The organism is Aeromicrobium tamlense (assembly GCF_013408555.1).
GTDB lineage: Bacteria > Actinomycetota > Actinomycetes > Propionibacteriales > Nocardioidaceae > Aeromicrobium > Aeromicrobium tamlense.
This window is the reverse complement of sequence record NZ_JACBZN010000001.1, coordinates 1,332,547-1,356,858: the sequence shown is the minus strand read 5'-3', so window position 1 is coordinate 1,356,858 and position 24,312 is coordinate 1,332,547. Positions and strand designations below refer to the sequence as shown.

Sequence of the window (24,312 nt, the reverse complement as noted above, 5' to 3'; positions counted from 1 at the left end):
GAACCGTGCACCCCGAGCCCCGCCGCAGCGCCCGGATCCTGGTGGCCGGGACCACGTCCGACGCGGGCAAGAGCCTCGTGACCACGGCCCTGTGCCGGGCCTTCGCCCGACGCGGCCTGCGCGTGGCGCCGTACAAGGCGCAGAACATGTCGAACAACTCGATGGTGTGCGCCGACGGCGCCGAGATCGGGCGCGCGCAGTGGGTCCAGGCCCTCGCCGCCGGCGCCGAGCCCGAGGCCGCGATGAACCCCGTCCTGCTCAAGCCGGGCGGCGACCGCCGCAGCCACGTGCTCGTGATGGGCGAGCCCGCCGGCGAGATCAGCAGCCGCGAGTTCATCGGCGGCCGGACCCACCTGGCCACAGCCGCCCACGCCGCGTTCGACGACCTCGCGTCGCGGTTCGACGTCGTGGTCGCCGAGGGCGCCGGCAGTCCGGCCGAGATCAACCTCCGTGCCGGCGACTACGTCAACATGGGCCTGGCCCGGCACGCCGACATGCCCGTCGTGGTCGTCGGCGACATCGACCGCGGTGGCGTCTTCGCCGCGTTCTACGGCACCGTGGCCCTGCTCGAGCCCGCCGACCAGGCGCTCGTCGCCGGCTTCGTGGTGAACAAGTTCCGCGGCGACCAGTCACTCCTCGCGCCCGGCCTGCGGCAGCTGGAGGACCTGTCCGGCCGACGGGTCCTCGGCACCCTGCCGTGGAGCCCCGACGTGTGGTTGGACTCCGAGGACGCCCTCGACCTCGAAGGGCGCCGGACCAGCGCCGAGGGCGCGTTGCGCGTCGCGGTGATCCGGTTGCCCCGGATCAGCAACTTCACCGACGTGGACGCGCTCGGCCTCGAGCCCGACGTCGACGTGGTGTTCACCGCCGATCCGCGCGACCTCGCCGACGCCGACCTCGTGGTGCTTCCCGGCACGCGGGCGACGGTCTCCGACCTCGCCTGGCTGCGGATGCGCGGCCTCGATCGCGCGATCACGCGCCACGCCGAGTCGGGCCGCGCCGTCCTGGGCATCTGCGGCGGATTCCAGATGCTCGGCCGTCACGTGCACGACCCCGAGGGAGTGGAGGCGGGCGAGCCGACCAGCGTCGCGGGACTGGGGCTGCTTCCCGTCGAGACGACGTTCGCAGCCGAGAAGACACTGCGACTGCCCGAGGGCGAGGCGCTGGGCGCCGCCGCCGGTGGCTACGAGATCCACCACGGCCGGATCAGCCGCGACGCGGGCGCGGAGGAGTTCCTCGGCGGTGCGCGCGTCGGCGCGGTGCTGGGCACGATGTGGCACGGGAGCCTGGAGTCCGACGACCTCCGGACCGCGGTCCTCGACCTCGCGGCACGATCGCGCGGCGGCTCGTTCAGCGCCTCGGGCGTCAGCTTCGCGGCCGCGCGCGAGTGCCGACTCGACCTCCTCGGCGACCTCGCCGAGCAGCACCTCGACGTCGACGCGCTGCTCCAGCTCGCGCAGCAGGGCGCGCCCGCCGTGCCCACGATCGGACCGCACGCGTGAGGGTCCTCGTGCTGGGCGGCACGCGGGAGGCCCGCGCCCTGGCCGAGCTGCTGGTGCAGGACGGCGACGACGTCGTGACGTCGCTGGCCGGCCGGGTGGCCCGTCCGCGACTGCCCGAGGGCGAGGTCCGCATCGGCGGCTTCGGCGGGATCGACGGGCTGGCCTCGCACCTGCGCGACGCAAGGGTGGACGTCGTGGTGGACGCCACCCACCCGTTCGCCGAGACCATCAGCGGCAACGCCGCGGCCGCGTGCGGGCGCACTGACGTCCCACTGGTGCGTCTCGAGCGTCCGGGCTGGTCGGCGCGGGCGGACGCCGGCGCGTGGCACTGGGTCGACGACCACGACGAGGCCGCCCGGGTGACGGCCACGCTCGGCGAGCGCCCGTTCCTGACCGTGGGCCGTCAGTCCCTGCACCGCTTCGTCGAGCCGCTGCGTGACCTCGCCTGTGTGGTGCGCGTCGTCGACCCGCCCGAGATCGAGCTGCCCGCGACGTGGACGCTCGTCCAGAGCCGCGGTCCGTACACCCTCGAGCACGAGCGCGAGGCGATGACCGGGGCCGACGTGCTGGTCACGAAGGACTCGGGCGGCTCCCACACCGAGGCCAAGCTGGACGTCGCCGCCGAGCGCGGGGTCCCCGTGGTGGTGGTGCGTCGCGCCGGGGCGCCGGAAGGCGTCAGCGTCGTGCGCGACGCCGCGGCAGCCCGCGCCTGGGTGCGAGCGCGAGCAGCACGCTGACGCAGGCCGAGGCCCACGCCACCGCGGTGGCGAGCCGCGTCGCGCGGGGGAGGTCGGCCACGTCGGGAGCGGGCCCGTCGCCCATCCGCGCCCGGTCCTCGAGCCGTCCGGCGTAGTCGTTGACGCCACCCAGCGTCACCCCGAGCGCTCCGGCGAAGGCCGCCTCGACCGGTCCGGCGTTCGGGCTCGGGTGGCTCCGGGCGTCGCGCCGCCAGGCCGTCCACGCGTCCGCGGGACGCCCATCGACGACCGGTGCGAGCACCACCGCGAGTGCCGCGGAGACCCGCGCCGGGACCAGGTTCGCGACGTCGTCCACCCGCGCGCTGGCCCAGCCGAACCGCTCGTAGCGCGGGCTGCGGTGGCCCACCATCGCGTCGAGCGTGTTGACCGCTCGGTAGCCGACGAGGCCCGGCACCCCGAGCGCCGCGCCCCACAGGAGCGGCGCGACGACGGCGTCGGAGGTGTTCTCGGCCAACGACTCCACGGCTGCGCGGCTCACGCCGTCCGCGTCGAGTCCGCTCGGGTCGCGGCCCACCAGGTGCGTCACCTGACGCCGTGCCGCCGCGAGGTCGTCGCGCTCCAGCTGCGCCGCGATGGTCTCGCCCTCGCGCACGAGTGACCGGCCACCGAGGACCGCCCACGTGGCCGCGGACGTCAGCAGGACGCGCTGCCACGGCCGGCGACAGACCCGCTCCGCGGCGACCGCCCCGACGACGAGCGGGCCGACGACGGCGGCGTGGTGCACCACCCCGGCGACGCGGTGGTCGCGATGACTCACCTGCTCCACCGTGGCGGCGAACCGGCCGAGTCCCGCGACGGGGTGAAGCCGGGCGGGGTCGCCCAGTGCCCGGTCGAGGAGGAAGCCGAGGAGGATCCCGGTGGCGCGCGCCCGGCTCACAGGGCCGCGGCCGCCTCGCGACGACGCCGGTCGTGCATGGCACGGTCGGCGTCGCGTCCCACGAGACCGGTGAGGACGACTCCGAGGACCGCCCAGAGCACGGCGACGGTGACGAGCGACTCGCGGCGGAAGTACCAGAGCGTGTCGGCCGGGAAGTCGCCCACCTCGTTGACCGTCGGCAGCGCCAGCCCGACGGCCACGACCACCACGAGGTAGCCCAGGGCGCCCAGGACGACCGCCTTGAAGCCGCCGAGTCGGTCGGCCAGGCGACGGGCGACGACGACGGCGACGATCGCCGCGACGAGGCTGACGGCCCAGAAGCCGAAGTAGAGAGCGGTGCGCTCTCCGATCGTGTCGCCGCTGCCGACGGCAGGTGGCGTCGACGGGTACTTCAGGAACGGCACGAGGCCGGTGGCCACGAAGCCGACGAGGGCGACGACCGCGGTGGACCCCCGAGCGCCGAGCGAGCCCAGACGTCCCAGGGCGAAGGCTGCCGCGAGCGCCGTGGCGCCGCCGAGCACGGTGCCCAGCAGGATCGTGCCGGTGGCCAGCCCCCACGTGGACTGCGTGCCGCGCGAGACCTCGGCCTCCTCGCCGTGGCTGTGGCCTCCGGCCTCGTCGTCGTGGGAGTGCGGGGCGGCGTCGCCGTCGTGACCGTGCTCGGCGGGCTCGGCCGAGGCGGCCTCCTCCAGCGCGATGGCGGCGTCGATCTGGGGCTCGGCGACGACGTGGGCGACGAGGAAGGCCGCGAAGCCGGCGACGAGACCGGCGATCAGGCCGTGGACCAGGAAGGTGCGAGGGTTCATGAGGGTTCCGTTCGTGGACCGGTCGCGGCGGCACGAGTCGCCGCGACCGGTGGAGCTGGGTGGATCCGGGAGAGGTCCCGGTGGGCGCCCGGGCGAGAGCCGGGCGAGGAGGACGCGCGAGCGCGTCAGTGGCAGGGGTAGCCCATGACGTGACGTGCGTCGTGGACCCACTCGTGCACCAGCGTTCCCTCGAGGACCGAGAACGCACCCTGCTCGGCGCCCACGAAGAACAGCACCACGACGGTGAGCAGGGAGAAGAAGACCGTCCAGGGCGCGAGGGCCGTGACGGGAATCTGCGGAAGGGCGGCGGGAACGGCCGCGGTTGCCTGAGGCATGTGACACTCCTTGGGGATGCTGCGTCCCATCGATGGATGTTTCGCCCGGCTGGAGGGTCTGGCTCCGCCCCAAGGGGCGTCACAGTAGCGCGACTGCGCCGGAATCACACCGGCTTCCTGTCAGCAAGGCGTGACGAGGCTAGCAGCCCCGGGGGACCCTCGACCAGAGGGTCCGTGACGTGGACCTGCGCGTTCTGCGGGACGGCGCACGGCACCCCCGTCAGCTGCTCGACCGCGATCGCGATGGTGTCGCCGTGGCTCACGACCAGCAGTCCGTCGCCGCGCTCGTGGAGCAGATCGGCGAGGCGGGAGCGGACGGACTCGACGGTCTCGTCCCGTCCGCGCTCGACGAGCCGGTCGTCCAGCTCGACCGGGAGATCGAGTACCTCGGCGACGATCTCAGCGGTCTCCACCGCACGCCGAGCGGGGGAGGACAGCAGCATCCACACGGGTGCGCCCTGCAGCCGGTCGGCGGCGTCACGCGCCTGGCGTCGTCCGGTCTCGGTCAGGGGTGGGGTGGGGTTGCCGTACTGGAGCCGGCCCGCGGCGTTCCAGGTCGACTCGCCGTGCCGCAGCCAACGGATCACGGCTCGAGCGCCGCCACGTGACCGATCACCGCGACGGCCGGTGCCCCGATCCCTGCGGTCGCGGCGTCGGACGCTGCCTTCGCGAGGGTGGTGCGCAGGCTGCGCTGGCCGGCCAGGCTGGCGTCCGCGACGAGCGCGCACGGCGTGCCGCCGTCGAGTCCCGCGTCCAGGAGCGCCTCGGTGATCGCGGGAAGCGTGCGCACGCCCATCAGGACGACGAGCGTGGTGCCCGAGCGGGCGAGCGCCGCGTAGTCGATCGTCGAGTCGGGGTGGCCCGGAGGCACGTGGCCGGAGATCACGGTGAAGCCCTGGACGAGTCCGCGGTGCGTCACCGGGACGCCGGCGAGCTCGGGCGCCGCGACGCTGGAGGTGACGCCGGGAATGACGGTCGTGGCGATGCCGGCGGCGGCACAGGCCTGGACCTCCTCGAAGCCGCGGCCGAACACGTACGAGTCGCCGCCCTTGAGCCGGACGACGTGGCGCCCGGCCGTGGCGTGGTCGACCAGGATCCGGTTGATCTCGTCCTGGCTGGTCGACCGTCCGAAGGGGATCTTCGAGACGTCGACGACCTCGGCGTGGGCGGGCGCCCAGGCGAGGGCCTCCCACGGCGCCAGCCGGTCGGCGACCACGACGTCGGCGGTCTCGATCGCGGCGCGTCCGGCGACCGTGACCAGACCGGGATCGCCGGGCCCGGCGCCGACGAGGGTGACGCGACCGGTCGTCGCACCGGCGGACTCGCGGGCGACCGGCCTCGCCAGGTGGCGGACGACCAGGTCGAACGAGCCCTCATCGACCTCGTCGCGCGTCCAGCGCAGGTGGCCGCGCTGCGCCAGGTCCTGGAGGGCGGTGCAGACGGATGGAGCGCGCACCGTGACGGACGCGCCGTCGCCGAGGAGGCTCGCGACGGTGGGGACGGCATGCTCGGCGCCCTCGAGGACGAGGACGGACAGGCCGGTGGCGTTCAGGTGCATGCGGTGTGGACTCCCCACGTGGTGAGCAGGTGGCGGGTGACGGAGGGCTCGCGGACGGCGAGGCGCACCCAGCCGTCGTCGAGGCCCGGGAAGGTGTCGGCGCGGCGCACGGCGATCCCCGCCTCGCGCAGGCGTGCGTGGGCTCCCGTCCCGGCGCGGGCCAGGACGAACGGGCCGGAGGACGCCGCGGTGGGCACGCCGAGCTCGGCCAGCCCGTCGACGAGGACGCGACGGTGCACCTCCACCTGGCGGGCGCGCCCGTAGGTCTCGGCCGCGGCCTGCGGCCCGGTGGCGGCCACGACGGCGTGCAGCGCGGGCGTGCTGACCGACCACGGAGCCTGCTGGACCCGCAGGTCGGCGACGACGGCGGCATCCCCGACGACGTAGCCCGCGCGGATGCCCGGCATCGACCAGAGCTTGGTGAGGCTGCGCACGACCAGCAGGCCGGGAACGCGGTGCGCAGCCAGGCTCTGCGTCTCGCCCGGGACGAAGTCCATGAACGCCTCGTCGACCACGACGACGCGACCCGGACGGCACAGTGCGCGCAGCACGGCGGCCGGATGGAGGCGTCCGGTCGGGTTCGTGGGATTGCCCACGACGACGAGGTCGGCGTCCTCGGGCACGTCCTCGGGGACGAGGGCGAAGTCGTCCTCGGCACGGCACACGACGTGCGTGACGTCGTGCCCGGCGGAGCGCAGCGCCACGTCCGGCTCGGTGAACTGGGGGTGGACCACGACAGGTCGACGCCACCTGCGCGCGCGAGCCATCAGCAGGAACGCCTCTGCCGCGCCGGCCGTGACGAGCACGTCGTCGATCCCGCGCCCGTGACGACGGGCGACCGCCGCGTGGGCCGCGGTCGCGTCGGGGTAGGAGGTCGACGCGGCGACGCCCTCCGCCAGGGCACGTTCCAGCCAGTCCGGGCGGGGGAGCCGGCTCACGTTGACGGCGAGGTCGACGAGGCCGTCGCCCAGCTCCGCGTCGCCGTGGTGGCGCAGCGGGTCGTCGAGGCGCTCGGTCGTCGCGGGCTCCTGCGGCAGCACGTCGACCGCCACGGCGCCCGTGTGGGGACCGGCCGCCGCCACCGCCCCGGCGAAGGACTGCGCGAGCTGCGGGTGACCGGCCCAGTGCAGGTGCAGGTACGAGGCGCTGAGGGTGGGCCCCGCGAAGCCGACCGCGCTCCCGTCGACGGACCACGCCGGTCGGTCGCCGTGCACGGGCGTCACGGTCGTGCGATGGAACTCGTGCGCGGTGGCCTCGGTGCCGGCGGCGCCCAGCAGCTGATCGCCGTGGAGGGTGGGACGCCGGTACGACAGCGTGAGGCGGGGCGTCATGACGGCGTCCGCGTCGAGTGCGCCCACCATCGGGTGACCGTCCACCGAGCGGCAGAGGTACAGCAGGCCGGCGCACTCGGCCACCGTCGGCACGCCGTCCAGGACCGCCTCGCGCAGGTCCGCGCGCAGGCTCGTGTTCGCGCTGAGGGCGGCGGCGTGCACCTCGGGGAAGCCGCCACCGAGGTAGATCCCGCGCGTGCCGTCGGGCAGGCGTCGGTCGTGGGCCGGGTCGAACGGGACGACGGTGCAGCCGGCGGCCTCGAGCAGCTCGGTGGTCTCGGCGTAGCGGAACGTGAAGGCGCGACCGGCCGCGACGGCGACGACGGGCGAGTTGTCCGCGACCCGCATGATGTGGTCCGCGGGACTCCACGGGTCCTCGGTCAGCGCGGGAGCCGTCCGCGCGACGTCGAGCACCGCGTCGAGGTCGATGCCCGCGGTCACCTGCTCGGCGAGGCGGTCGAGTGCGGCGGCGGCCTCGTCGCGCTCCGCCGCGGGCACCAGCCCGAGGTGGCGCGAGGGAGCGCTGACGCCCTGGTCGCGACCCAGCACGCCGAGGACGGGGACTCCCGTGCGCTCGACGGCCCGCACGACCTCGGTGGCGTGCCGCGACGATCCTGCCTTGTTCAGCACGACGCCCGCGATGGTCACGCCGGGCTCGAAGGTGGCCATCCCGTGGACGACGGCGCCGATGCTGCGCGACGCGTGCGAGACGTCGACCACCAGGACGACGGGCGTCCGGGTGAGCGCGGCGACGTGGGCCGAGGAGGCGAAGCCGTCGCCACCGATCTGGCCGTCGAACAGCCCCATCACGCCCTCGACGACGGCGAGGTCGGCCCCGCGCGCGCCGTGGAGCAGGAGCGGGACCATGAGGGACGGATCGGTCAGGTGCGGGTCGAGGTTGCGGCCGGGACGGCCGGTCGCGAGCGCGTGGTAGCCGGGGTCGATGTAGTCGGGGCCCACCTTGTGGCCGGAGACGACGTGCCCGCGGGCGGCGAGCGCGGCCATCAGGCCGGTCGCGATCGTCGTCTTGCCGTGCCCCGACGCCGGGGCTGCCACGAGGACCCGTGGCAGGGTCACCACTCGATGCCTCGCTGACCCTTCTGGCCCACGTCCATGGGGTGCTTCACGTGGGTCATCTCGGTCACGAGGTCGGCGACCTCCACCAGCCGGGCGTCGGCACGGCGTCCGGTGACCACGACGTGCTGGCTGCCGGGACGGTTCGCGAGCGTCTCGACGACGTCGTCGACGTCCACCCAGCCCCACTGCATCGGGTAGGTGAACTCGTCGAGGACGTAGAGCCGGTGCCGCTCGGCCCGGATCCGGCGCTTGACCTCGGCCCAGCCCTCGGCGGCGTCCGCGGCGTGGTCGGCCTCGGTGCCGCCCTTGCGGCTCCAGGACCAGCCCGAGCCCATCTTGTGCCACTCGACCGGTCCTCCCTCGCCGGTCTCCTCGTGGAGTCGGGCGAGGCGCTCGAGCACGGTCTGCTCGCCGATGCGCCACTTCGCGGACTTCACGAACTGGAAGACGCCGATGTCCCAGCCCTGGTTCCAGCCGCGGATGGCGAGGCCGAACGCGGCCGTCGACTTCCCCTTCCCGTTCCCGGTGTGGACCATCAGCAGCGGCCGGTTGCGGCGCTGGCGGGTGGTGAGGCCGTCGTCCGGGACGACCAGGGGCTGACCCTGCGGCATGTCAGGCCACCCCCTCGCGCGGCGCGGTGGCCGCGTGGACGACGCCGGTGAGGCCGTCGGCGGTCACCTCGCCCAGCGGCACGTGCTCGGCCTGCAGGTGGGTGGCGAGCTCGACTCCGAGCCCGAGCCGGAAGCGCCCCGACTCGCAGTCCACGACCACGCTCTGGATCCCGGCCGCGGCGACGTGGCGGGCGGCGTGGTGGGCCCGGGCGAGGGCATTCGGGCCGGACGTGGCGCGGCCGTCCGTGACGACCACGAGCAGAGGACGGCGGGACGGGTCGCGCAGCGCCTCGCGGCGGACGACCTCGGCGGACCGGTGCAGCCCTTCGGCCAGTGGCGTGCGGCCGCCGGCTGGCAGGTCCGCGAGCCGGCGGGACGCCACCTCGACCGACCCGGTGGGCGGCAGGACGATCTCGGCGTCGTGCTGGCGGAACGTCACGAGGGCGACCTTGTCGCGGCGGCGGTACGCGTCCAGCAGCAGTGACAGCACCGCGGTCTTGACCTGCTCCATCCGGCGGCGCGCGGCCATCGACCCGGAGGCGTCCACGCACAGCAGCACGAGGTTCGACTCCTGGCCGACGGTCTCGGCGCGGCGCACGTCGGAGATGTCGAGTGCAAGTCCCCGGCCGTCGACGAGTCCCCGGCGGGCGAGCTGGTGCGGAGCCGCGGCGGCGATCGTCGCGGGCAGGTGGAGCCGGCCGGTGGGCTCGCCGTCGTGCCGGACGCCGGCGACACGCCCCTGCGCGGTGCGAGCGCGCGAGCGGCGCCCGGACTGGCCCTCGCCCGTGCCGCGGACCACGAGCAGCCGGGCGCGGCTGGGCTCGCCGGCGGACGCCACCGAGCCGGCACCGGCCGGCGCGGGACGGCGCTCGTCGTCGGGCGACTCGGAGCTCTCCTGCGGGGGAGTCTCGGGTGGGGTGCCGTCGGGCGGGGAGTCGTCGGAGCCGCCGTCGCCACCGGGGCCGTCGTCGTCCGGCCCGTCCGGACCGGGGTCGGGCTCGTCGGAGCCGAGCAGGTCGTCGAGGCGGTCCTCGTCCAGGCCCGGCTCGTCGAACGGGTTGCGCCGGCGGCGGTGGGGGAGAGCGAGGCGCGCGGCGACCCGGACGTCCTCGCGGGTCACCTGCGTGCGGCCCTGCCATGCCGCGTGGGCTGCGGCCGTGCGGGCGGTCACGAGGTCGGCGCGCAGTCCGTCCACGTCGAACGCGGCGCAGATCTCGGCGATCGTGGTGAGGGTCTCGTCGTCGAGGACGACGTCGCGGACCCGCCCCTGGGCGTCGGCGAGGCGAGTGCGGAGCAGCTCCTGCTCGGCGGCCCAGCGCCCCGCGAAGCCCTCGGGGTCGGTGTCGAACGCCAGCCGGCGGCGCACCACCTCGACCCGTAGGGCGGGATCGCGCGGCGCGGCCACCTCGACCGTGAGGCCGAACCGGTCGAGCAGCTGCGGGCGCAGCTCACCCTCCTCGGGGTTCATGGTGCCGATCAGCACGAACCGCGAGGCGTGCTCGGCGGAGACGCCGTCGCGCTCGATGCTGACGCGGCCGGTGGCGGCAGCGTCCAGCAGCAGGTCGACGAGGTGGTCGTGCAGCAGGTTGACCTCGTCGACGTAGAGCAGGCCGCGGTGGGCGCGCGCGAGCAGGCCGGGCTCGAGCTCGACGCGGCCGTCGCGCAGGGCGGAGTCGAGCTTGAGCGATCCGGTGACCCGGTCGTCGCTCGCACCCACGGGCAGCTCGACCAGCCGCACCGGGCGCTCGACGACCGGCGTCACGGCGCCGAACGGACCGTCGGGCGAGACGGCGTCGGGGTCCGCGGGATCGATCGAGAACCGATCACCGTCATAGGCGCGCACCGGGGGCAGCACCTCGGCGAGGCCGCGGACCGTGGTGGTCTTGGCGGTGCCCTTCTCCCCGCGGACCAGGACGCCGCCGATGAGCGGGTCGATCGCGACCAGGGTGAGGGCGAGGGTCATGTCGTCGGAGCCGACGACGGCACAAAACGGATACTGCGCTGGCATGTAGGGCTCCCGCTCGATCTGCCATGTCGGTCCGGGACGCGGATTGCGCCCCGGGTCGGATCGAGGCCGGTCTTCGGACTTCCCAGATCTGTGCCTGAGTCACCGCAGCGGGCCCTGTGCCGGATTCTCACCGGCTTCCCAGATTCTCCCCGTGGCCAAACGGCCGTGGGGCACCTCGAACCTTCGCGATCACCCTAGACGCATCCGTGGCGGACCGGACGGGGGGGCCCGGTGGCCGGGACGACCGGGCTAGGGTCCTCGACCATGAGCGTGCACGTGACCGTGGTCGGCGTCGGGGCCGACGGCTGGGCCGGTCTGCCGGCCTCGTCGAGGGCGATCGTGGAGGGCGCGCGGACGCTGCTCGGCGGCGACCGGCACCTGGCCGGCGTCCCCGCGATCCCGGGCCAGATCCGCCGTCCGTGGCCGTCGCCGCTGCGGGACGGACTGCCCGATCTCGTGGCGGCGGCCGAGGGTCCCGTGGTGGCGCTCGCGTCCGGTGATCCGCTGGTCTCGGGCATCGGCACGACGCTGATCGACCTGCTCGGGACCGAGCGCGTCGTGATCGTGCCGGCGGTGTCGTCGGTGGCGCTGGCGCGCGCCCGGATGGGCTGGCCCGCGGAGTCGGTGGGCGTCGTCAGCGTCGTCGGACGGGACGTGCGACTCGTCGTTCCTGCCCTGTCCGCGCACGGCCGCCTGCTCGTGCTGTCGAGCGACGAGTCCACCCCCGCGGCCGTGGCGACGCTGCTGACCGACCTCGGCTGGGGCGCCTCGCGGCTCGTCGTGCTGGGGGACCTCGGCGGCGCGGACGAGACCCGGATCGAGGGCACCGCGGACGCCTGGCACGCGACCGCCCCGCGCCTGAACGTGCTGGCCGTCGAGGTCCGTGGCGCCGGACCCGGCTGGGCCGTCGGCGGCGTGCTGCCCGACGACGCCTTCGACCACGCCGGCCAGATCACGAAGCGCGACGTGCGCGCCAGCGCCCTCGCGCGGCTCGCTCCGGCTCCCGGTCAGCTGCTGTGGGACGTCGGCGCCGGAAGCGGCTCGATCGGCGTCGAGTGGATGCGCGCGTGGCCCAGCGCCCGTGCGATCGCGATCGAGTCCCGTCCCGACCGGGCGACCCGCGTGCGCCGGAACGCGGACGCCCACGGTGTCCCGGGCCTCGAGGTCGTGGAGGGCGACGCACCCGCCGCGCTGTCCGGCCTCGAGCGACCCGACGCGGTCTTCGTCGGGGGTGGCGCCACGGTCGACGGCGTGCTGGACGCGTGCTGGACGGCGCTGCTGCCCGGCGGCCGGCTCGTCGTCCACGCCGTCACGGCCGAGACCGAGGCCGTCCTCCTCGATCGGTACCGTCGACATGGCGGCGACCTCGTCCGCCTCCACGTCGAGCGCGCCGAGCCGCTCGGCACCTTCACCGGCTGGACGCCCGCCCGCGCCGTCAGCCAGTGGTCCATCGTCAAGGGAGACTCATGACCGTCCACTTCGTCGGCGCCGGACCCGGCGCGGCCGACCTGCTCACCCTGCGCGCGGTGCGGCTGCTGGAGCGGGCCGACGTGGTCCTGTACGCCGGCACCTACCTCGACGCCGAGGTCCTCGGCCACTGCCGCGACGGGGCGCGGCTGGTCGACACGCAGCACCTCGACCTCGAGGAGATCACCGCCGCGCTGGTCGACGCCCACCGTGAGGGACTCGAGGTCGTGCGTCTGTGCTCCGGCGACCCCTCGCTGTACTCGGCCGTCCACGAGCAGGCGCGCCGGCTCGACGCCGCCTCGGTGGCGTGGGACGTCACTCCCGGCGTGCCCGCCTACGCCGCCGCCGCGGCGATCGTCGGCGCCGAGCTCACCGTCCCTGAGCTGGCGCAGTCCGTCGTCCTCACCCGCACGCAGGCGCGCTCCACGCAGATGCCGGCGGGTGAGCAGCTCGCGGCGTTCGCCGCGACCGGCGCGACGCTCGCCCTGCACCTGGGGATCACGCGCACGCGCGAGCTCGCGGCCGAGCTGGCCGAGCACTACGGCGCCGACTGCGCCGTGGCGGTGGTGTCGAAGGCCACCCAGCCCGACGAGCTCGTGCTGCGCGGCACGCTCGCCGACATCGCCGACCAGGTCGAGGCCGCCGGGCTGCGCCAGGCCGCGGTGATCCTCGTCGGCCCCGCCTTGGCTCCCGACGTGCGAGGCGGCGAGTCGTACCTCTACGCGGCCAGCCGCGAGCGTCGCCAGCGCCCCTAGGACCACCCCTGCGGCGACCTCGGCCGGGGCGGCGGTGAGTCAGCAACCGCATCCGGGCCTCGTGGGGTTGCCAGCTCACCGCTCACCCGTCACTGCACGAAGCGCGGGCTCCAGACGCGTCCGGACGGCGTGACCCGCGTGGACGACGCGCCGATCAGCAGCAGGCACTTCATGTCGACGGTCTCGGGGTCGAGCTTGCCGAGCGTGGTGACCGTGAGGCTCTCCTCGGCACGGCCGACGTCGCGTCCGACGACCACCACGGTGTCGGGCGACTTGTGCTCCAGCAGCACTGCCTGTGCCTGCGCGACCTGCTCGGTGCGCGAGCGCGACCGGGGGTTGTACAGCGCGAGCACGAGGTCGGCCGCGGCCACGGCGCGGAGCCGCTGCTCGACGACCTCCCACGGCTTGAGCCGGTCGGAGAGGCTCATGACGGCGAAGTCCGCGCCGATCGGTGCTCCGGCGCGCGCGGCGACCGCCTGGACGGCCGAGATGCCGGGGACGACGCGCACGGCGACGTCGGCGTAGCGCGGGTCCTCCGCGGCCTCGAAGACGGCCGACGCCATGCCGAAGATGCCGGCGTCACCGCCCGACACGACGGCCACGCGCTCGCCGGCGAGCGCCAGCTCGAGGGCGTCACGAGCGCGGTCGACCTCCACCGTGTTGCCCGACGCGTGACGCACCAGGCCGGAGCGCTGGGGGACCCGCTCCACGTAGGGGCCGTAGCCGACGACGTGACCGACCTCGGCGAGCACCTGCGTGGCCTCGGGCGAGAGCCAGGCGTCCGGCCCGGGGCCCAGGCCCACGACGACGACCTCGGCGTCCACGGCGGGCGCGACGGCCTCGGGTGCCGGGCTCTCGTACCGCGCGACTCCGGGGCGGGTGTCGCCCGGAACGAGCACGATCGAGAAGTACGGCACGGTCTCGGGGTCGACCTCGGCCACGGGCAGCACCCGCTCGGCGTCCATCGACGCGCGCTCGACGTACCAGGAGCCCTCGACGCGGCCGGCCTGCTCGAGGGCCGAGCGCACCTTCGCGAAGGTCCGGCCGAGCTTCATGATCACGGCGCCGTCGGTGTCCGCGAGGCGCCGGGCCAGCTCGGGCTCGGGCAGCGTCCCGGGCAGCACGGTCAGCACGTCGGTCTGCCGCACGAGCGGCAGTGCGGTGGTCGCGGTCGCCGCGGCGAAGGCCGGAACGCCGGCGACGACGTGCGTCTCGAACTCACCGTGGAGCCGGTCGTGCAGGTACATGAACGAGCCGTAGAGCATCGGGTCGCCCTCGGCCAGGACGACGACGTCGCGGCCGGCGGCGAGGTGCTCACGGACCCGACGCTCGCAGTCGGCGTAGAAGTCGGCCATCGCGCCGGCGTACCCGCCGGGATGGTCGCTGACCTGCGTCGTGACCGGGTAGACCAGCGCCTCCTCCGCGACGCCCGGGCGCAACAGGCCGGCGGCGATGCGGCGCGCGTTCGACTGCTTGCCGACGCCCTGGTGGTAGGCGATGACGTCCGCGGACTCGATGAGCCTGGCGGCCTTGAGGGTGATCAGCTCGGGGTCGCCGGGGCCGACGCCGACGCCGTACAGCCGCCCGGTCACTCGCGCTCCTGGGCGAGCGCGTTGAGGGCCGAGGCGGCCATCGCGGAGCCGCCGCGGCGCCCGGTGACGACGAGGTACGGGACGTCGAGCCCGGGCACGTCCGAGGCGAGGTCGATCAGGGCCTGCTTCGACTCCGCGGCGCCGATGAAGCCGACCGGCGTCCCGATGATCGCGGCGGGACGCGGGGCCCCGTCGCGCAGCATCTCGAGCAGGTGGAACAGGGCCGTCGGGGCGTTCCCGAACGCCACGACGGCGCCCTCGAGGTGCTCGGTCCACAGCGAGACCGCGGCGGCCGACCGGGTGGTCGACCACGCCTTGGCCAGCTCCGGGACCCGCTCGTCGCGCAGCAGGCACCGGACCTCGTTGTCGCGGGGGAGCCGAGCGCGGGTGACGCCCGAGGCCACCATGTGCGCGTCGGTGAGGATCGGCGCGCCCGACTCCAGCGCCGCGCGCGCGGCCGATACCAGCGCGGGGTGGATCACGAGGTCGCGGGCGAGGTCGGTCTGACCGCAGGCGTGGATCATCCGCACGGCGACCTTCTCGGCGCCCGCCGGCACGCCCGTCAGGTCGGCCTCGGCGCGGATCGTGGCGAACGAGTCGACGTAGATCTGGGCGCCGTCGGTCTCGTAGGCGTACCGGCGGGCGGGTGGGGCGAGGGTCATGCGTTCTCCAGGTCGGGGACGATCAGGGTGCGCCACGGCGTGATCACGACGAGCGGGGCGTCCAGCGCGAGGACGTCGTCCATCAGCCGCCGGTCGAGACGTCCGCCCGGTGCCGCCAGGTGCAGCGCGAGCCGGCCGTCGTCCTGCGTGATCCTGCCAAGCGGCGGCGGCTCGGCCGACACCCGGGTCTCGTCACGGCGTTCGTGGACGTGCCCGAGGAGGCCGGCTCCGGCGCCGGGCAGCTCGTCGACGTGCCACGGCGACTCGGGCTGGGCGCCGGCGGCCGCGACGAACCTCCGGGCGAGGCCCGCGAGCGCCTCCGCGGCCTCCGTGACGGGCACGGTCCGACCCCACGCCGAGCGCCCGGCACGGAGCTGCGCCTCGGTCGTCGAGACCGCCACGAGACCCAGGTCGAGGTCGCGGCCCGCGACGTCGCCGCGTCCGTCGTCGAGCACGAACAGGAAGCGACCGGCGAGCGCGGCGAGCATGGGATCGGCGCACAGACGCTCGTCCAGCTCGCGCACGGCAGGTCGCAGGTCGGCGCGGCCTCCGACGATCCCGGTGAGGGGCGAGGCCATGATGTTGCGGACCCGCTCGTGCGAGGCCGACGGCATCAGGCCGGTCGCCATCGCGGCATCGACGACGGCGTCGGGCAGGCAGCCGTCGTCGTGCGCGATGCCGCGGACCTGCAGGTTGGCTCGGGAGGTCAGGTGCACGGCGCCGTCCCCGTGCGACTCGGCGACCTCGTGCAGTCCGCGCAATGCGCCGGTCGTGAGGCGGCCGCCCGGCACTCGCACGCGCACCAGGGCGCCGTCGTCGGCGATCCAGGGGCGCAGCAGGCCGGGGCACAGGTCGCGGCGGGTCCGTTCGGTCACGCCGACATGGTGCCATCCGGCCCTGCCGCCGCACGTCCGGCCGCGGGACTGCTACGGTCGGCTCGCCAGTCAAACTCAGCGATGAGCCAGGGAACCCGGTGAGAGTCCGGGACTGACGCGCAGCGGTGAGGGTGACGGGCGGGGCACACAGCCACTGGACCGAGAGGTCTGGGAAGGCGCTCCGTCCGGTCGATCCCGAGTCCGAAGACCTGCTGGCCCTCACGGCAACCGCCGTCTGGTCCCACCGGGCTTCGCGAACGAGCCCCAGACCTCGAAGGATCACGCCCGTGCGTACCTCTGTCCGCCGTACCCTCGTCCTGCTCTCCGCAGGCCTGCTGACCCTCGGCGCCTGTGCGTCCGAGGACACCGATCCCGACCGCGCCTCCTCCGACGGCTACCCCCGCACGCTCGAGAACTGCGGCCGCACCACCACCGTCGAGTCCGCGCCGCAGCGCATCGTCTCACTGAACCAGGGCTCCACCGAGATCCTGCTGTCCCTCGGAGTGGCCGACCGGATGGCCGGCACCGGCACCTGGACCGACCCCGTCATGAAGGGCCTCGAGGCCGAGAGCGCGAAGGTCGAGCGGCTCGCCGACAGCGCCCCCTCGATGGAGCGGGTCCTGCAGACCGAGCCCGACCTCGTGACCGCCTCGTTCGCCAGCACGCTGGGCAAGGGCGGCGTCGGCACGGCCGGCGCGTTCGCCGACCTCGGCGTGCCCACGTACCTGTCGCCCGCCGAGTGCGAGGGCAAGGACAACGAGGGCGACGACGACGGCGCCCGGACCGGTGTCCTCGAGATCGACGCGATCTACCGCGAGATCACCGAGCTGGCCGAGCTGCTCGACGTGGAGGACCGTGGCGACGAGCTGGTCTCGTCGCTGCAGGACCGCGTCGCGGCCGCCTCCGCGAAGGCCCCGGAGGACGACGTCAGCGTCCTGTACTGGTTCGCGAACGCCGAGTCGCCCTACCTCGCCGGCTGCTGCGGCGGTCCCGGCATCATCACCCGGGCGCTCGGCCTGAAGAACGTCTTCGACGACACGAAGGCCGAGTGGCCGCAGGTGGGCTGGGAGACGGTCGCCGAGCGGGACCCCGACGTCCTCGTGATCGGCGACCTCACCCGCAAGAGCCAGACGGCCGAGTCGGCGCAGGCGAAGATCGAGTTCCTCGAGTCCAACCCGGTCACGCGCGAGATGACGGCCGTGAAGAACCGGCGCTACGTCGCGCTCTCGGGCGCCGCGCTGAACCCCTCGATCCGCACCGTCGAGGGCCTCGAGCAGGTCGCCGACGCGCTGGCCGAGTTCGGCCTGTCGCAGTGACGGTCACCCGGCGCGCCTGGATCCTGGGCTCGGCCGGGGTGGCGCTGCTGGTCGCGTCGGTGTGCGTCGCGGTGACCATCGGCCCCTCGGACGTCGGTCCGCGATCCGTGCTGTCCCTGGCCTGGTCGCGGGCGGTCGGCGGCGAGTCCGGGCTGACCCGCATCCAGGAGGGCATCGTCTGGAACCTGCGCCTGCCCCGCACGCTGCTCGCCGCGGCGTGCGGGGCCGGCTTGGCCGTCTGCGGCGTCATCCTGCAGTCGCTGCTGCGCAATCCGCTGGCCGACCCGTTCGTGCTCGGCGTCTCGTCGGGCGCGTCGACCGGGGCCGTCTCGATCGTCGTGCTCGGCGTGGGCGCCGGGACGATCGGCCTGGCGGGAGGCGCCTTCGTGGGCGCGATGGGCGCGTTCCTGCTGGTGCTCGTGCTCGCCGCGGCGGCGGGCGGGACCACCGACCGTGTCGTGCTGGCCGGCGTCGCGGCGACGCAGCTGTTCTCGGCGCTGACCTCGTTCATCGTCTTCACCGCCGCCGACGCCGAGCAGACCCGCGGCGTGCTGTTCTGGCTGCTCGGCTCGCTCGGCAGCGCCTCGTGGACCGACGTCGCGGTCGTGGGCTCGACGGTGGCGCTCGCCGTGGTCTCGTGCCTGCTGCTGGCGTCGACCCTGGACGCGTTCGCGTTCGGCCAGGACAGCGCCGCCGCCCTCGGCGTCGACGTGGGCCGCGCCCGGATCATCCTGCTCGTGATCACCGCACTGACCACGGCGGTCATCGTCAGCACGTCCGGTGCCATCGGGTTCGTCGGGCTCGTCCTGCCGCACGTGGCCCGCGCGATGGTGGGCGTGAACCATCGCCGGATGCTGCCGCTCGCAGCGATCAGCGGCGCCGTGTTCCTCGTGTGGGTCGACACGGCCGCCCGCACCATCATCGATCCGCAGGAGCTCCCCGTCGGCGTGGCCACGGCGCTGCTCGGCGTGCCGGCGTTCGCCCTGGTCCTGCTGCGTCGGAGGTCCCGCGCATGAGCCTCAGCGCCTCCTCCGTGTCCTGGGCGGTCCGCGACCGCCTGATCGTCGACGGCGTCAGCATCGACGCGACGCCCGGCTCGATGGTCGGGCTGCTCGGGCCCAACGGGTCGGGCAAGTCGAGCCTGCTGCGGCTGCTCGCCGGGCTGCGGGCCCCCTCGTCCGGGGTGGTCCGGCTGGGTGACGACGACCTCGTGACCCTGCGGCGGCGTCACGTCGCCCAGCGCGTCGGCGTGGTCGAGCAGGAGTCCGCGACGGACACCGACCCGCTCGTCCGCGACGTCATCGAGCTCGGCCGCATCCCGCACCGGCGCTCGTGGCAGCCCGCGGGGGAGCACGACGTCGACGCCGTGCGCCGTGCGGCCGCGGCGACCGGCGTGCTCGAGCGACTGGAGCAGCCCTACGCGACCCTCTCCGGCGGCGAGCGCCAGCGGGTGCAGATCGCGCGGGCGCTGGCCCAGGACCCCGAGGTGCTGCTGCTCGACGAGCCCACCAACCACCTCGACATCCGTCACCAGCTCGAGGTGCTGCGGCTCGTCCGCGACGCCGAGGTCACCGCCGTGGCCGCCCTGCACGACCTCAACCTCGCGGCGGCCTACTGCGACGAGGTGGTGGTCCTGGCCGAGGGCCGCGTCGTGGCCTCCGGCACACCCACCGCGGTCATCACCGAGGACCTCGTCGCCGACGTCTACGGCGTCACCGCGTTCGTGGAGCCGCACCCCGTCACCGGGGCCCTGACGGTGGTGTGGCAGCCATGACCGTCCTCGTCCACGTCGCCACCGCCCTGTCGGACGCCGCGCGCCAAGGCGTGCTGCGCCGCGCCGCCACGGAGGCGGGCGCCCGGATCGCGTTCCTGCAGGGCGCCGAGCCGACCTTGGTCCGCGTGCTCGACGAGCTGCACGGCGAGGGCGTGCGCGAGCTGCGTCTCGAGCCCGTCTCCACGGACGACCTCGCGTTCGCTCGCTCGTGGGTGGGACGCGTGGCGGGGCACTGGCTCCGCGCGCAGGTCGACCCGCCGATCCTGCACTTCGGTGACCGGACGATCACGGGCCGCGAGGCCGCCCTGACGTCCTCGGCCTGGAATGCCCCTCCGGCCCACCGGCACCACCTGCTGCTGTGCCGCGGACCGCGCTGCAGCGCCCACGGGTCCGACGACACCTACCGCGCCCTCGTCATGGCCCTCGTGCAGGAAGGCCTCACGGACTCCGACGTCCTCATGGCCCAGACCGGCTGCCTGTTCCCGTGCAACCACGGACCCGTGGCCGTCGTCCACCCCGAGGGCGCCTGGTACGGCCCCGTCGGACCCGACGACGCCGTCCGGCTCGTGCGCGAGCACTTCGCCGCCGGCCGACCCCTCGACGACCTCCGCATCCCCGGCACCACCGCGCCACCCGAAGGAGCAGCATGACCCGCATCGCCCTCATGTCCACGTCCGACACCGACCTCCTGTCGGCCCGCGCCAGCGGCGCCGCCTACTCGTGGGCGAACCCCGCCCGGGTGACCGACGACCGCCGCGACGCGCTGGTGGACGAGGCCGACCTGGTCGTCCTGCGCGTCCTGGGCTCACCGGAGGACGTCCGCGACGTCGCCGCCCTCGTGCGCGAGCGGGGCCGTCCGCTCGTCGTGCTCGGTGGCGAGCGGCTCCCGAACGCGGCCCTCATGGAGCTGTCGACCGCGCCGATCGGCGTGTGCGCCGAGGCCCACCGCTACCTCGCCGAGGGCGGCGCCGAGAACCTGCGCCAGCTGCACGCCTTCCTGTCCGACACCGTCCTGCTCACGGGCGAGGGCTTCGAGCCGCCCGCCGTGCTGCCCGAATGGGGCGTGAGCGAGCGCGCCACGCCCGCCACCGAGGGCCTGCCGCGCGTCGGCATCCTCTACTACCGGGCGCACGAGGTGAGCGGGAACCAGAGGTTCGCGCACGAGCTCGCGGACGCGATCGACGCGACGGGCCGTGGCACCGGCGTCCCGATCTTCGTCTCGTCCCTGCGCGCCGCCGCCGACGACCTGTTCGACGAGCTCGCGACCCTCGACGCCATCGTCGTCACGGTGCTGGCCGCCGGCGGGTCCAAGCCCGCGACCGCGAGCGCCGGCGGGGACGACGAGGCGTGGGACGTCGAGCGGCTGCGCGCCCTCGACGTGCCCGTCCTGCAGGCACTTGCGCTGACCTCGACGCGCGAGGAGTGGGAGGCCTCCGACGACGGCGTCACGCCGATCGACTCGGCCACGCAGATCGCCATCCCCGAGTTCGACGGGCGCCTCATCACGGTGCCGTTCTCGTTCAAGGAGGTCGACGACGACGGCCTGCCGCGCTACGAGACCGATCCGGAGCGCTGCGCACGGGTGGCCGGCATCGCGGTCAACCACGCCCGGCTCCGGTTCGTGCCGCCGGCCGAGCGCAGGGTCGCCCTCGTGCTGTCGGCGTACCCGACGAAGCACAGCCGGATCGGCAACGCGGTCGGCCTCGACACCCCCGTGTCGGCGATCCGCCTGCTGCGGCAGCTCCGCGACGCCGGCTACGACCTCGGCGCGCCGGGCGAGATCCCCGGCGTCGACCCACTGCCGCCCGTGGAGGGCGAGGAGCCGGACACCACGTCGGGCAACGCGCTCATCCACGCGCTCATCGAGGCCGGCGGCCAGGACGAGGAGTGGCTGACGCAGGCCCAGCTCAGCAGCTCGCACGTGCGCATCAGCCGCGAGGACTACCTGCGCTGGACCGCCGACCTCCCGGCCGCGCTGCGCGACGAGATGGTCGAGACCTGGGGCGAGGCGCCGGGATCGCTGTTCGTCGACGACGACGGCGACATCGTGCTGGCCACCCTGCACGCGGGCAACGTCGTCATCCTCATCCAGCCGCCGCGCGGCTTCGGCGAGAACCCGGTCGCGATCTACCACGATCCCGACATGCCGCCCTCGCACCACTACCTCGCGGCGTACCGCTGGCTGGAGCACGGCTTCGGGGCCGACGCCGTGGTGCACCTCGGCAAGCACGGGTCGATGGAGTGGCTGCCGGGCAAGAACGCCGCGCTGTCGGCCGCCTGCGCGACGGACGCCGCGATCGGCAGCATGCCGCTGATCTACCCGTTCCTGGTCAACGACCCGGGCGAGGGCGCGCAGGCCAAGCGGCGCGCGCACGCGACGATCGTCGACCACCTCGTCCCGCCGATGGCGCGCGCCGAGGGCTACGGCGACATCGCGAAGCTGGAGCAGCTGCTCGACGAGTACGCGAACGTGGCCGCGATGGACCCGCCGAAGCTGCCGGCCATCCGCCAGCAGATCTGGACACTCATGCAGTCCGCGCAGATGCACCGCGACCTCGGCCTCGACGAGCGACCCGGCGACGAGGAGTTCGACGACTTCCTGCTGCACGTCGACGGCTGGCTGTGCGAGATCAAGGACGTCCAGATCCGCGACGGCCTGCACGTGCTGGGACAGGCGCCCGAGGGCGAGGCGCGGGTGAACCTCGTGCTCGCCGTGCTGCGCGCCACGCAGGTGTGGGGTGGCCAGGAGAAGGCGCTGCCGGGACTGCGCGCGGCGCTGGGCCTGGCGGAGGACGCCCCCCTGCCCGAGGTCGACGCCGTCGAGGCCCAGGCCCGCGGTCTCGTCGAGACCATGGAGAAGTCGGGCTGGGACCCGGCCGCGATCGACACGGTGCACGACGACCCGATCGTGCAGGCCGTGCTGCGCTTCGCGGCCGAGCAGGTCGTCCCGCGGCTCGCGGCCACCACCGACGAGCTGACCAACATCCTGCGCGCGCTGGACGGCCGGTTTATCCAGGCCGGACCGTCGGGCTCGCCGCTGCGCGGCCTCGTGAACGTGCTGCCGACCGGCCGGAACTTCTACACGGTCGATCCCCGCGCCGTGCCCTCGCGGCTGGCCTGGGACACGGGTCAGGCGATGGCCGAGTCGCTCGTCGCCCGGCACCTCGAGGACACGGGGGAGTACCCGCGCTCGGTCGGGCTGTCCGTCTGGGGCACCTCCGCGATGCGCACGTCCGGCGACGACATCGCCGAGGTCCTGGCACTGCTGGGCGTCCGGCCCACGTGGGATCCCGCGTCGCGCCGCGTCAACGGCCTGGAGGTCATCGACCTCGCCGAGCTGGGGCGCCCGCGGATCGACGTCACGGTGCGCATCTCCGGGTTCTTCCGCGACGCCTTCCCGCACGTCATCGAGATCCTCGACGACGCGGTGCGGCTCGTGGCCGACCTCGACGAGCCCGAGGAGTCCAACTACGTGCGGGCCCACACGGCGCAGGACCTCGCGGAGCACGGCGACCACCGCCGCGCCACGACCCGCATCTTCGGCTCGAAGCCCGGCTCGTACGGCGCCGGCATCCTGCAGGTCGTCGAGTCGGGCACGTGGCGCGACGACGCCGACCTCGCCGAGGTCTACACGGCGTGGGGCGGCTTCGCCTACGGTCGCGACCTCGACGGCGTCGCCGCCAGCGACGACATGCGCACGAGCTACCGCCGCATCGCGGTGGCCGCGAAGAACATCGACTCGCGCGAGCACGACATCGCCGACTCCGACGACTACTTCCAGTACCACGGCGGCATGATCGCCACGGTCCGCGCGCTGACCGGCACCGAGCCGAAGGCGTACGTCGGCGACTCCACCACCCCCGACGCGGTGCGCACCCGCACGCTGCAGGAGGAGACGAACCGCGTCTTCCGCTCGCGCGTCGTCAACCCGCGATGGATCTCCGCGATGCAGCGCCACGGGTACAAGGGTGCGTTCGAGCTGGCGGCGACGGTGGACTACCTGTTCGGCTTCGACGCCACGGCGGGGGTCGTGCACGACTGGATGTACGAGTCCCTGGCGAAGGAGTACGTGCTCGACGAGACGAACCAGGAGTTCATGCGGCGCTCCAACCCGTGGGCCCTGCGCGGCATCGTCGAGCGGCTCAACGAGGCCGCCGACCGCGGGCTCTGGGAGGAGCCCGATCCCGAGGTCATGGCCGAGATGGCGCGCGTCTACCTGGAGGTCGAGGGCGACCTGGAGGACGACGCGTGACGCGGCGGCTCGCGCTCGTCGGACTCGGGCCGGGCGACCCCGACCTGCTGACGGCGCAGGCGGCCCGGGTGCTCAACGAGGTCGACCACCTGCTCGTCGCCGACAAGACCGCGCAGCACCCCGGGACGGCCGACCTCATCGCCATGCGCGAGGAGATCTGCCGCCGCCACGTGCGCGGACCGTGGCACCTCGTGGCGGTGCCCGACCCGGAGCGCGACCGCGACGACCCGACCGACTACGCCGGTGCCGTGCGCGACTGGCACGAGGCGCGCGCGATCGCGTTCGAGGCAACGCTGCTGGAGCACCCGGGGGACGCGGCGATCCTGGTCTGGGGCGACCCGTCGCTCTACGACTCGGCGATCCGGCTCGCCGACCGCATCGAGGAGCGCGGGGTCGTCGACGTCGAGGTCGAGGTCGTGCCCGGACTCAGCAGCGTGCAGCTGCTCGCCGCGCGGCACCGGCTCGTGCTCAACGCCGTCGGCGGCCCGATCACCATCACCACCGGCCGGCGCCTGCTGGAGGACGCGACCGCCGGGGACAACCTCGTGGTGATGCTCGACGGGTCGCTGACGTGCCGACGCCTGCCGGAGCGCGCGGCCTGGAACGTCTGGTGGGGCGCCAACCTGGGATCGGCGGACGAGGTCGTGGTCGCCGGCCGGCTCGACCGCGTCGTCGAGGAGATCGCGGCCAGGCGTGCGGAGGCCCGGGCCGCCCGCGGCTGGGTCATGGACACGTACCTGCTGCGCCGGGCCTGAC

21 protein-coding genes and 2 riboswitches are annotated in these 24,312 nt (G+C 74.5%); of the genes, 10 read left to right on the top strand and 11 right to left on the bottom strand.

Annotation, left to right across the window (positions count from 1 at the left end):
- Positions 1–5: 5 nt before the first annotated feature.
- Positions 6–1,502: a cobyric acid synthase gene (locus BJ975_RS06825; RefSeq protein WP_317628295.1), complete on the top strand. Its 1,497-nt coding sequence runs from the start codon at positions 6–8 to the stop codon at positions 1,500–1,502.
- On the top strand, positions 1,499–2,239 hold the full coding sequence (locus BJ975_RS06820) for a cobalt-precorrin-6A reductase (protein WP_179424417.1): 741 nt from the start codon (positions 1,499–1,501) through the stop codon (positions 2,237–2,239). The genes BJ975_RS06825 and BJ975_RS06820 overlap by 4 nt, the downstream gene beginning before the upstream one ends.
- On the opposite strand, the gene BJ975_RS06815 is transcribed toward BJ975_RS06820, so the two are convergent.
- The 8 genes from BJ975_RS06815 to BJ975_RS06780 all read right to left on the bottom strand — a co-directional run bounded on the left by BJ975_RS06815 (position 2,178) and on the right by BJ975_RS06780 (position 10,863).
- The gene (locus BJ975_RS06815) at positions 2,178–3,137 is read right to left on the bottom strand and encodes a cobalamin biosynthesis protein (protein ID WP_179424416.1); all 960 of its coding nucleotides are present in this window, start codon (positions 3,135–3,137) and stop codon (positions 2,178–2,180) included. The two genes, BJ975_RS06820 and BJ975_RS06815, sit on opposite strands and share 62 nt — an antisense overlap.
- Positions 3,134–3,943: a CbtA family protein gene (locus BJ975_RS06810; protein ID WP_179424415.1), complete on the bottom strand. Its 810-nt coding sequence runs from the start codon at positions 3,941–3,943 to the stop codon at positions 3,134–3,136. Before BJ975_RS06810 ends, BJ975_RS06815 begins: the two co-directional genes overlap by 4 nt.
- A gap of 125 nt (positions 3,944–4,068) precedes the next feature.
- Complete coding sequence (locus tag BJ975_RS06805; RefSeq protein ID WP_179424414.1) at positions 4,069–4,278, bottom strand: CbtB domain-containing protein; 210 nt, start codon at positions 4,276–4,278, stop codon at positions 4,069–4,071.
- A 104-nt stretch (positions 4,279–4,382) separates the two neighbouring features.
- Positions 4,383–4,865, bottom strand: coding sequence for a histidine phosphatase family protein (locus BJ975_RS06800; protein ID WP_179424413.1), 483 nt, complete (start codon positions 4,863–4,865; stop codon positions 4,383–4,385).
- On the bottom strand, positions 4,862–5,623 hold the full coding sequence (cobA, locus tag BJ975_RS06795; protein ID WP_223303294.1) for a uroporphyrinogen-III C-methyltransferase: 762 nt from the start codon (positions 5,621–5,623) through the stop codon (positions 4,862–4,864). Before cobA ends, BJ975_RS06800 begins: the two co-directional genes overlap by 4 nt.
- Before the next feature lie 203 nt (positions 5,624–5,826).
- A complete protein-coding gene (locus BJ975_RS06790; RefSeq protein WP_325064600.1) occupies positions 5,827–8,244 on the bottom strand; it encodes a cobyrinate a,c-diamide synthase in 2,418 nt (805 codons plus the stop codon).
- The gene (gene cobO / locus BJ975_RS06785; RefSeq protein WP_179424410.1) at positions 8,241–8,855 is read right to left on the bottom strand and encodes a cob(I)yrinic acid a,c-diamide adenosyltransferase; all 615 of its coding nucleotides are present in this window, start codon (positions 8,853–8,855) and stop codon (positions 8,241–8,243) included. The genes BJ975_RS06790 and cobO overlap by 4 nt, the downstream gene beginning before the upstream one ends.
- A gap of 1 nt (position 8,856) precedes the next feature.
- Entirely contained in the window at positions 8,857–10,863 is a 2,007-nt protein-coding gene (locus tag BJ975_RS06780; protein WP_179424409.1) for a VWA domain-containing protein, read from the bottom strand.
- A 47-nt stretch (positions 10,864–10,910) separates the two neighbouring features.
- Positions 10,911–11,056, bottom strand: a riboswitch (cobalamin riboswitch).
- Between the two features lie 71 nt (positions 11,057–11,127).
- Between BJ975_RS06780 and cbiE the strand changes: the two genes are divergently transcribed.
- Complete coding sequence (gene cbiE, locus BJ975_RS06775; RefSeq protein WP_179424408.1) at positions 11,128–12,333, top strand: precorrin-6y C5,15-methyltransferase (decarboxylating) subunit CbiE; 1,206 nt, start codon at positions 11,128–11,130, stop codon at positions 12,331–12,333.
- Positions 12,330–13,085, top strand: a complete 756-nt coding sequence (cobM, locus tag BJ975_RS06770) for a precorrin-4 C(11)-methyltransferase (RefSeq protein WP_179424407.1) — start codon at positions 12,330–12,332, stop codon at positions 13,083–13,085. The genes cbiE and cobM overlap by 4 nt, the downstream gene beginning before the upstream one ends.
- Positions 13,086–13,174: 89 nt before the next feature.
- Here the strand turns inward: cobM and BJ975_RS06765 are convergent, their stop codons facing one another.
- Genes BJ975_RS06765 through BJ975_RS06755 form a run of 3 tightly spaced genes read right to left on the bottom strand, consistent with a single transcriptional unit; the run spans position 13,175 to position 16,214 of the window.
- Positions 13,175–14,677 carry a precorrin-2 C(20)-methyltransferase gene (locus BJ975_RS06765; RefSeq protein ID WP_179424406.1) on the bottom strand — a complete coding sequence of 501 codons (1,503 nt, stop codon included), beginning with the start codon at positions 14,675–14,677 and terminating at the stop codon, positions 13,175–13,177.
- Positions 14,674–15,339 (bottom strand): precorrin-8X methylmutase, encoded by a 666-nt coding sequence (locus BJ975_RS06760; protein WP_179424405.1) that lies wholly within the window; start codon positions 15,337–15,339, stop codon positions 14,674–14,676. Before BJ975_RS06760 ends, BJ975_RS06765 begins: the two co-directional genes overlap by 4 nt.
- On the bottom strand, positions 15,336–16,214 hold the full coding sequence (locus BJ975_RS06755) for a sulfite reductase subunit beta (RefSeq protein ID WP_179424404.1): 879 nt from the start codon (positions 16,212–16,214) through the stop codon (positions 15,336–15,338). Before BJ975_RS06755 ends, BJ975_RS06760 begins: the two co-directional genes overlap by 4 nt.
- Positions 16,215–16,263: 49 nt before the next feature.
- Positions 16,264–16,445: riboswitch (cobalamin riboswitch) on the top strand.
- 56 nt (positions 16,446–16,501) lie between these two features.
- Here BJ975_RS06755 and BJ975_RS16715 point away from each other — a divergent pair.
- Genes BJ975_RS16715 through cobF form a run of 6 tightly spaced genes read left to right on the top strand, consistent with a single transcriptional unit; the run spans position 16,502 to position 24,311 of the window.
- Entirely contained in the window at positions 16,502–17,530 is a 1,029-nt protein-coding gene (locus BJ975_RS16715) for an ABC transporter substrate-binding protein (RefSeq protein ID WP_317628294.1), read from the top strand.
- Entirely contained in the window at positions 17,527–18,546 is a 1,020-nt protein-coding gene (locus BJ975_RS06745; RefSeq protein WP_179424403.1) for a FecCD family ABC transporter permease, read from the top strand. The genes BJ975_RS16715 and BJ975_RS06745 overlap by 4 nt, the downstream gene beginning before the upstream one ends.
- The gene (locus tag BJ975_RS06740) at positions 18,543–19,304 is read left to right on the top strand and encodes an ABC transporter ATP-binding protein (RefSeq protein WP_179424402.1); all 762 of its coding nucleotides are present in this window, start codon (positions 18,543–18,545) and stop codon (positions 19,302–19,304) included. Before BJ975_RS06745 ends, BJ975_RS06740 begins: the two co-directional genes overlap by 4 nt.
- Positions 19,301–19,954 (top strand): (2Fe-2S) ferredoxin domain-containing protein, encoded by a 654-nt coding sequence (locus BJ975_RS06735; protein ID WP_179424401.1) that lies wholly within the window; start codon positions 19,301–19,303, stop codon positions 19,952–19,954. The genes BJ975_RS06740 and BJ975_RS06735 overlap by 4 nt, the downstream gene beginning before the upstream one ends.
- Positions 19,951–23,556 (top strand): cobaltochelatase subunit CobN, encoded by a 3,606-nt coding sequence (gene cobN / locus BJ975_RS06730; protein WP_179424400.1) that lies wholly within the window; start codon positions 19,951–19,953, stop codon positions 23,554–23,556. The genes BJ975_RS06735 and cobN overlap by 4 nt, the downstream gene beginning before the upstream one ends.
- Complete coding sequence (cobF, locus tag BJ975_RS06725; RefSeq protein ID WP_179424399.1) at positions 23,553–24,311, top strand: precorrin-6A synthase (deacetylating); 759 nt, start codon at positions 23,553–23,555, stop codon at positions 24,309–24,311. The genes cobN and cobF overlap by 4 nt, the downstream gene beginning before the upstream one ends.
- Position 24,312 lies beyond the last annotated feature (1 nt).

What these genes read in the sequence shown, in the direction of transcription:
- cobN (WP_179424400.1), top strand. Translation starts at nt 19,951, where the DNA reads ATGACCCGCATCGCCCTCATGTCCACGTCCGACACCGACCTCCTGTCG.
- BJ975_RS06805 (WP_179424414.1), bottom strand. Translation starts at nt 4,278, where the DNA reads ATGCCTCAGGCAACCGCGGCCGTTCCCGCCGCCCTTCCGCAGATTCCC.
- BJ975_RS06735 (WP_179424401.1), top strand. Translation starts at nt 19,301, where the DNA reads ATGACCGTCCTCGTCCACGTCGCCACCGCCCTGTCGGACGCCGCGCGC.
- BJ975_RS06810 (WP_179424415.1), bottom strand. Translation starts at nt 3,943, where the DNA reads ATGAACCCTCGCACCTTCCTGGTCCACGGCCTGATCGCCGGTCTCGTC.
- cbiE (WP_179424408.1), top strand. Translation starts at nt 11,128, where the DNA reads ATGAGCGTGCACGTGACCGTGGTCGGCGTCGGGGCCGACGGCTGGGCC.
- BJ975_RS06760 (WP_179424405.1), bottom strand. Translation starts at nt 15,339, where the DNA reads ATGACCCTCGCCCCACCCGCCCGCCGGTACGCCTACGAGACCGACGGC.
- BJ975_RS06780 (WP_179424409.1), bottom strand. Translation starts at nt 10,863, where the DNA reads ATGCCAGCGCAGTATCCGTTTTGTGCCGTCGTCGGCTCCGACGACATG.
- cobM (WP_179424407.1), top strand. Translation starts at nt 12,330, where the DNA reads ATGACCGTCCACTTCGTCGGCGCCGGACCCGGCGCGGCCGACCTGCTC.
- BJ975_RS06740 (WP_179424402.1), top strand. Translation starts at nt 18,543, where the DNA reads ATGAGCCTCAGCGCCTCCTCCGTGTCCTGGGCGGTCCGCGACCGCCTG.
- cobO (WP_179424410.1), bottom strand. Translation starts at nt 8,855, where the DNA reads ATGCCGCAGGGTCAGCCCCTGGTCGTCCCGGACGACGGCCTCACCACC.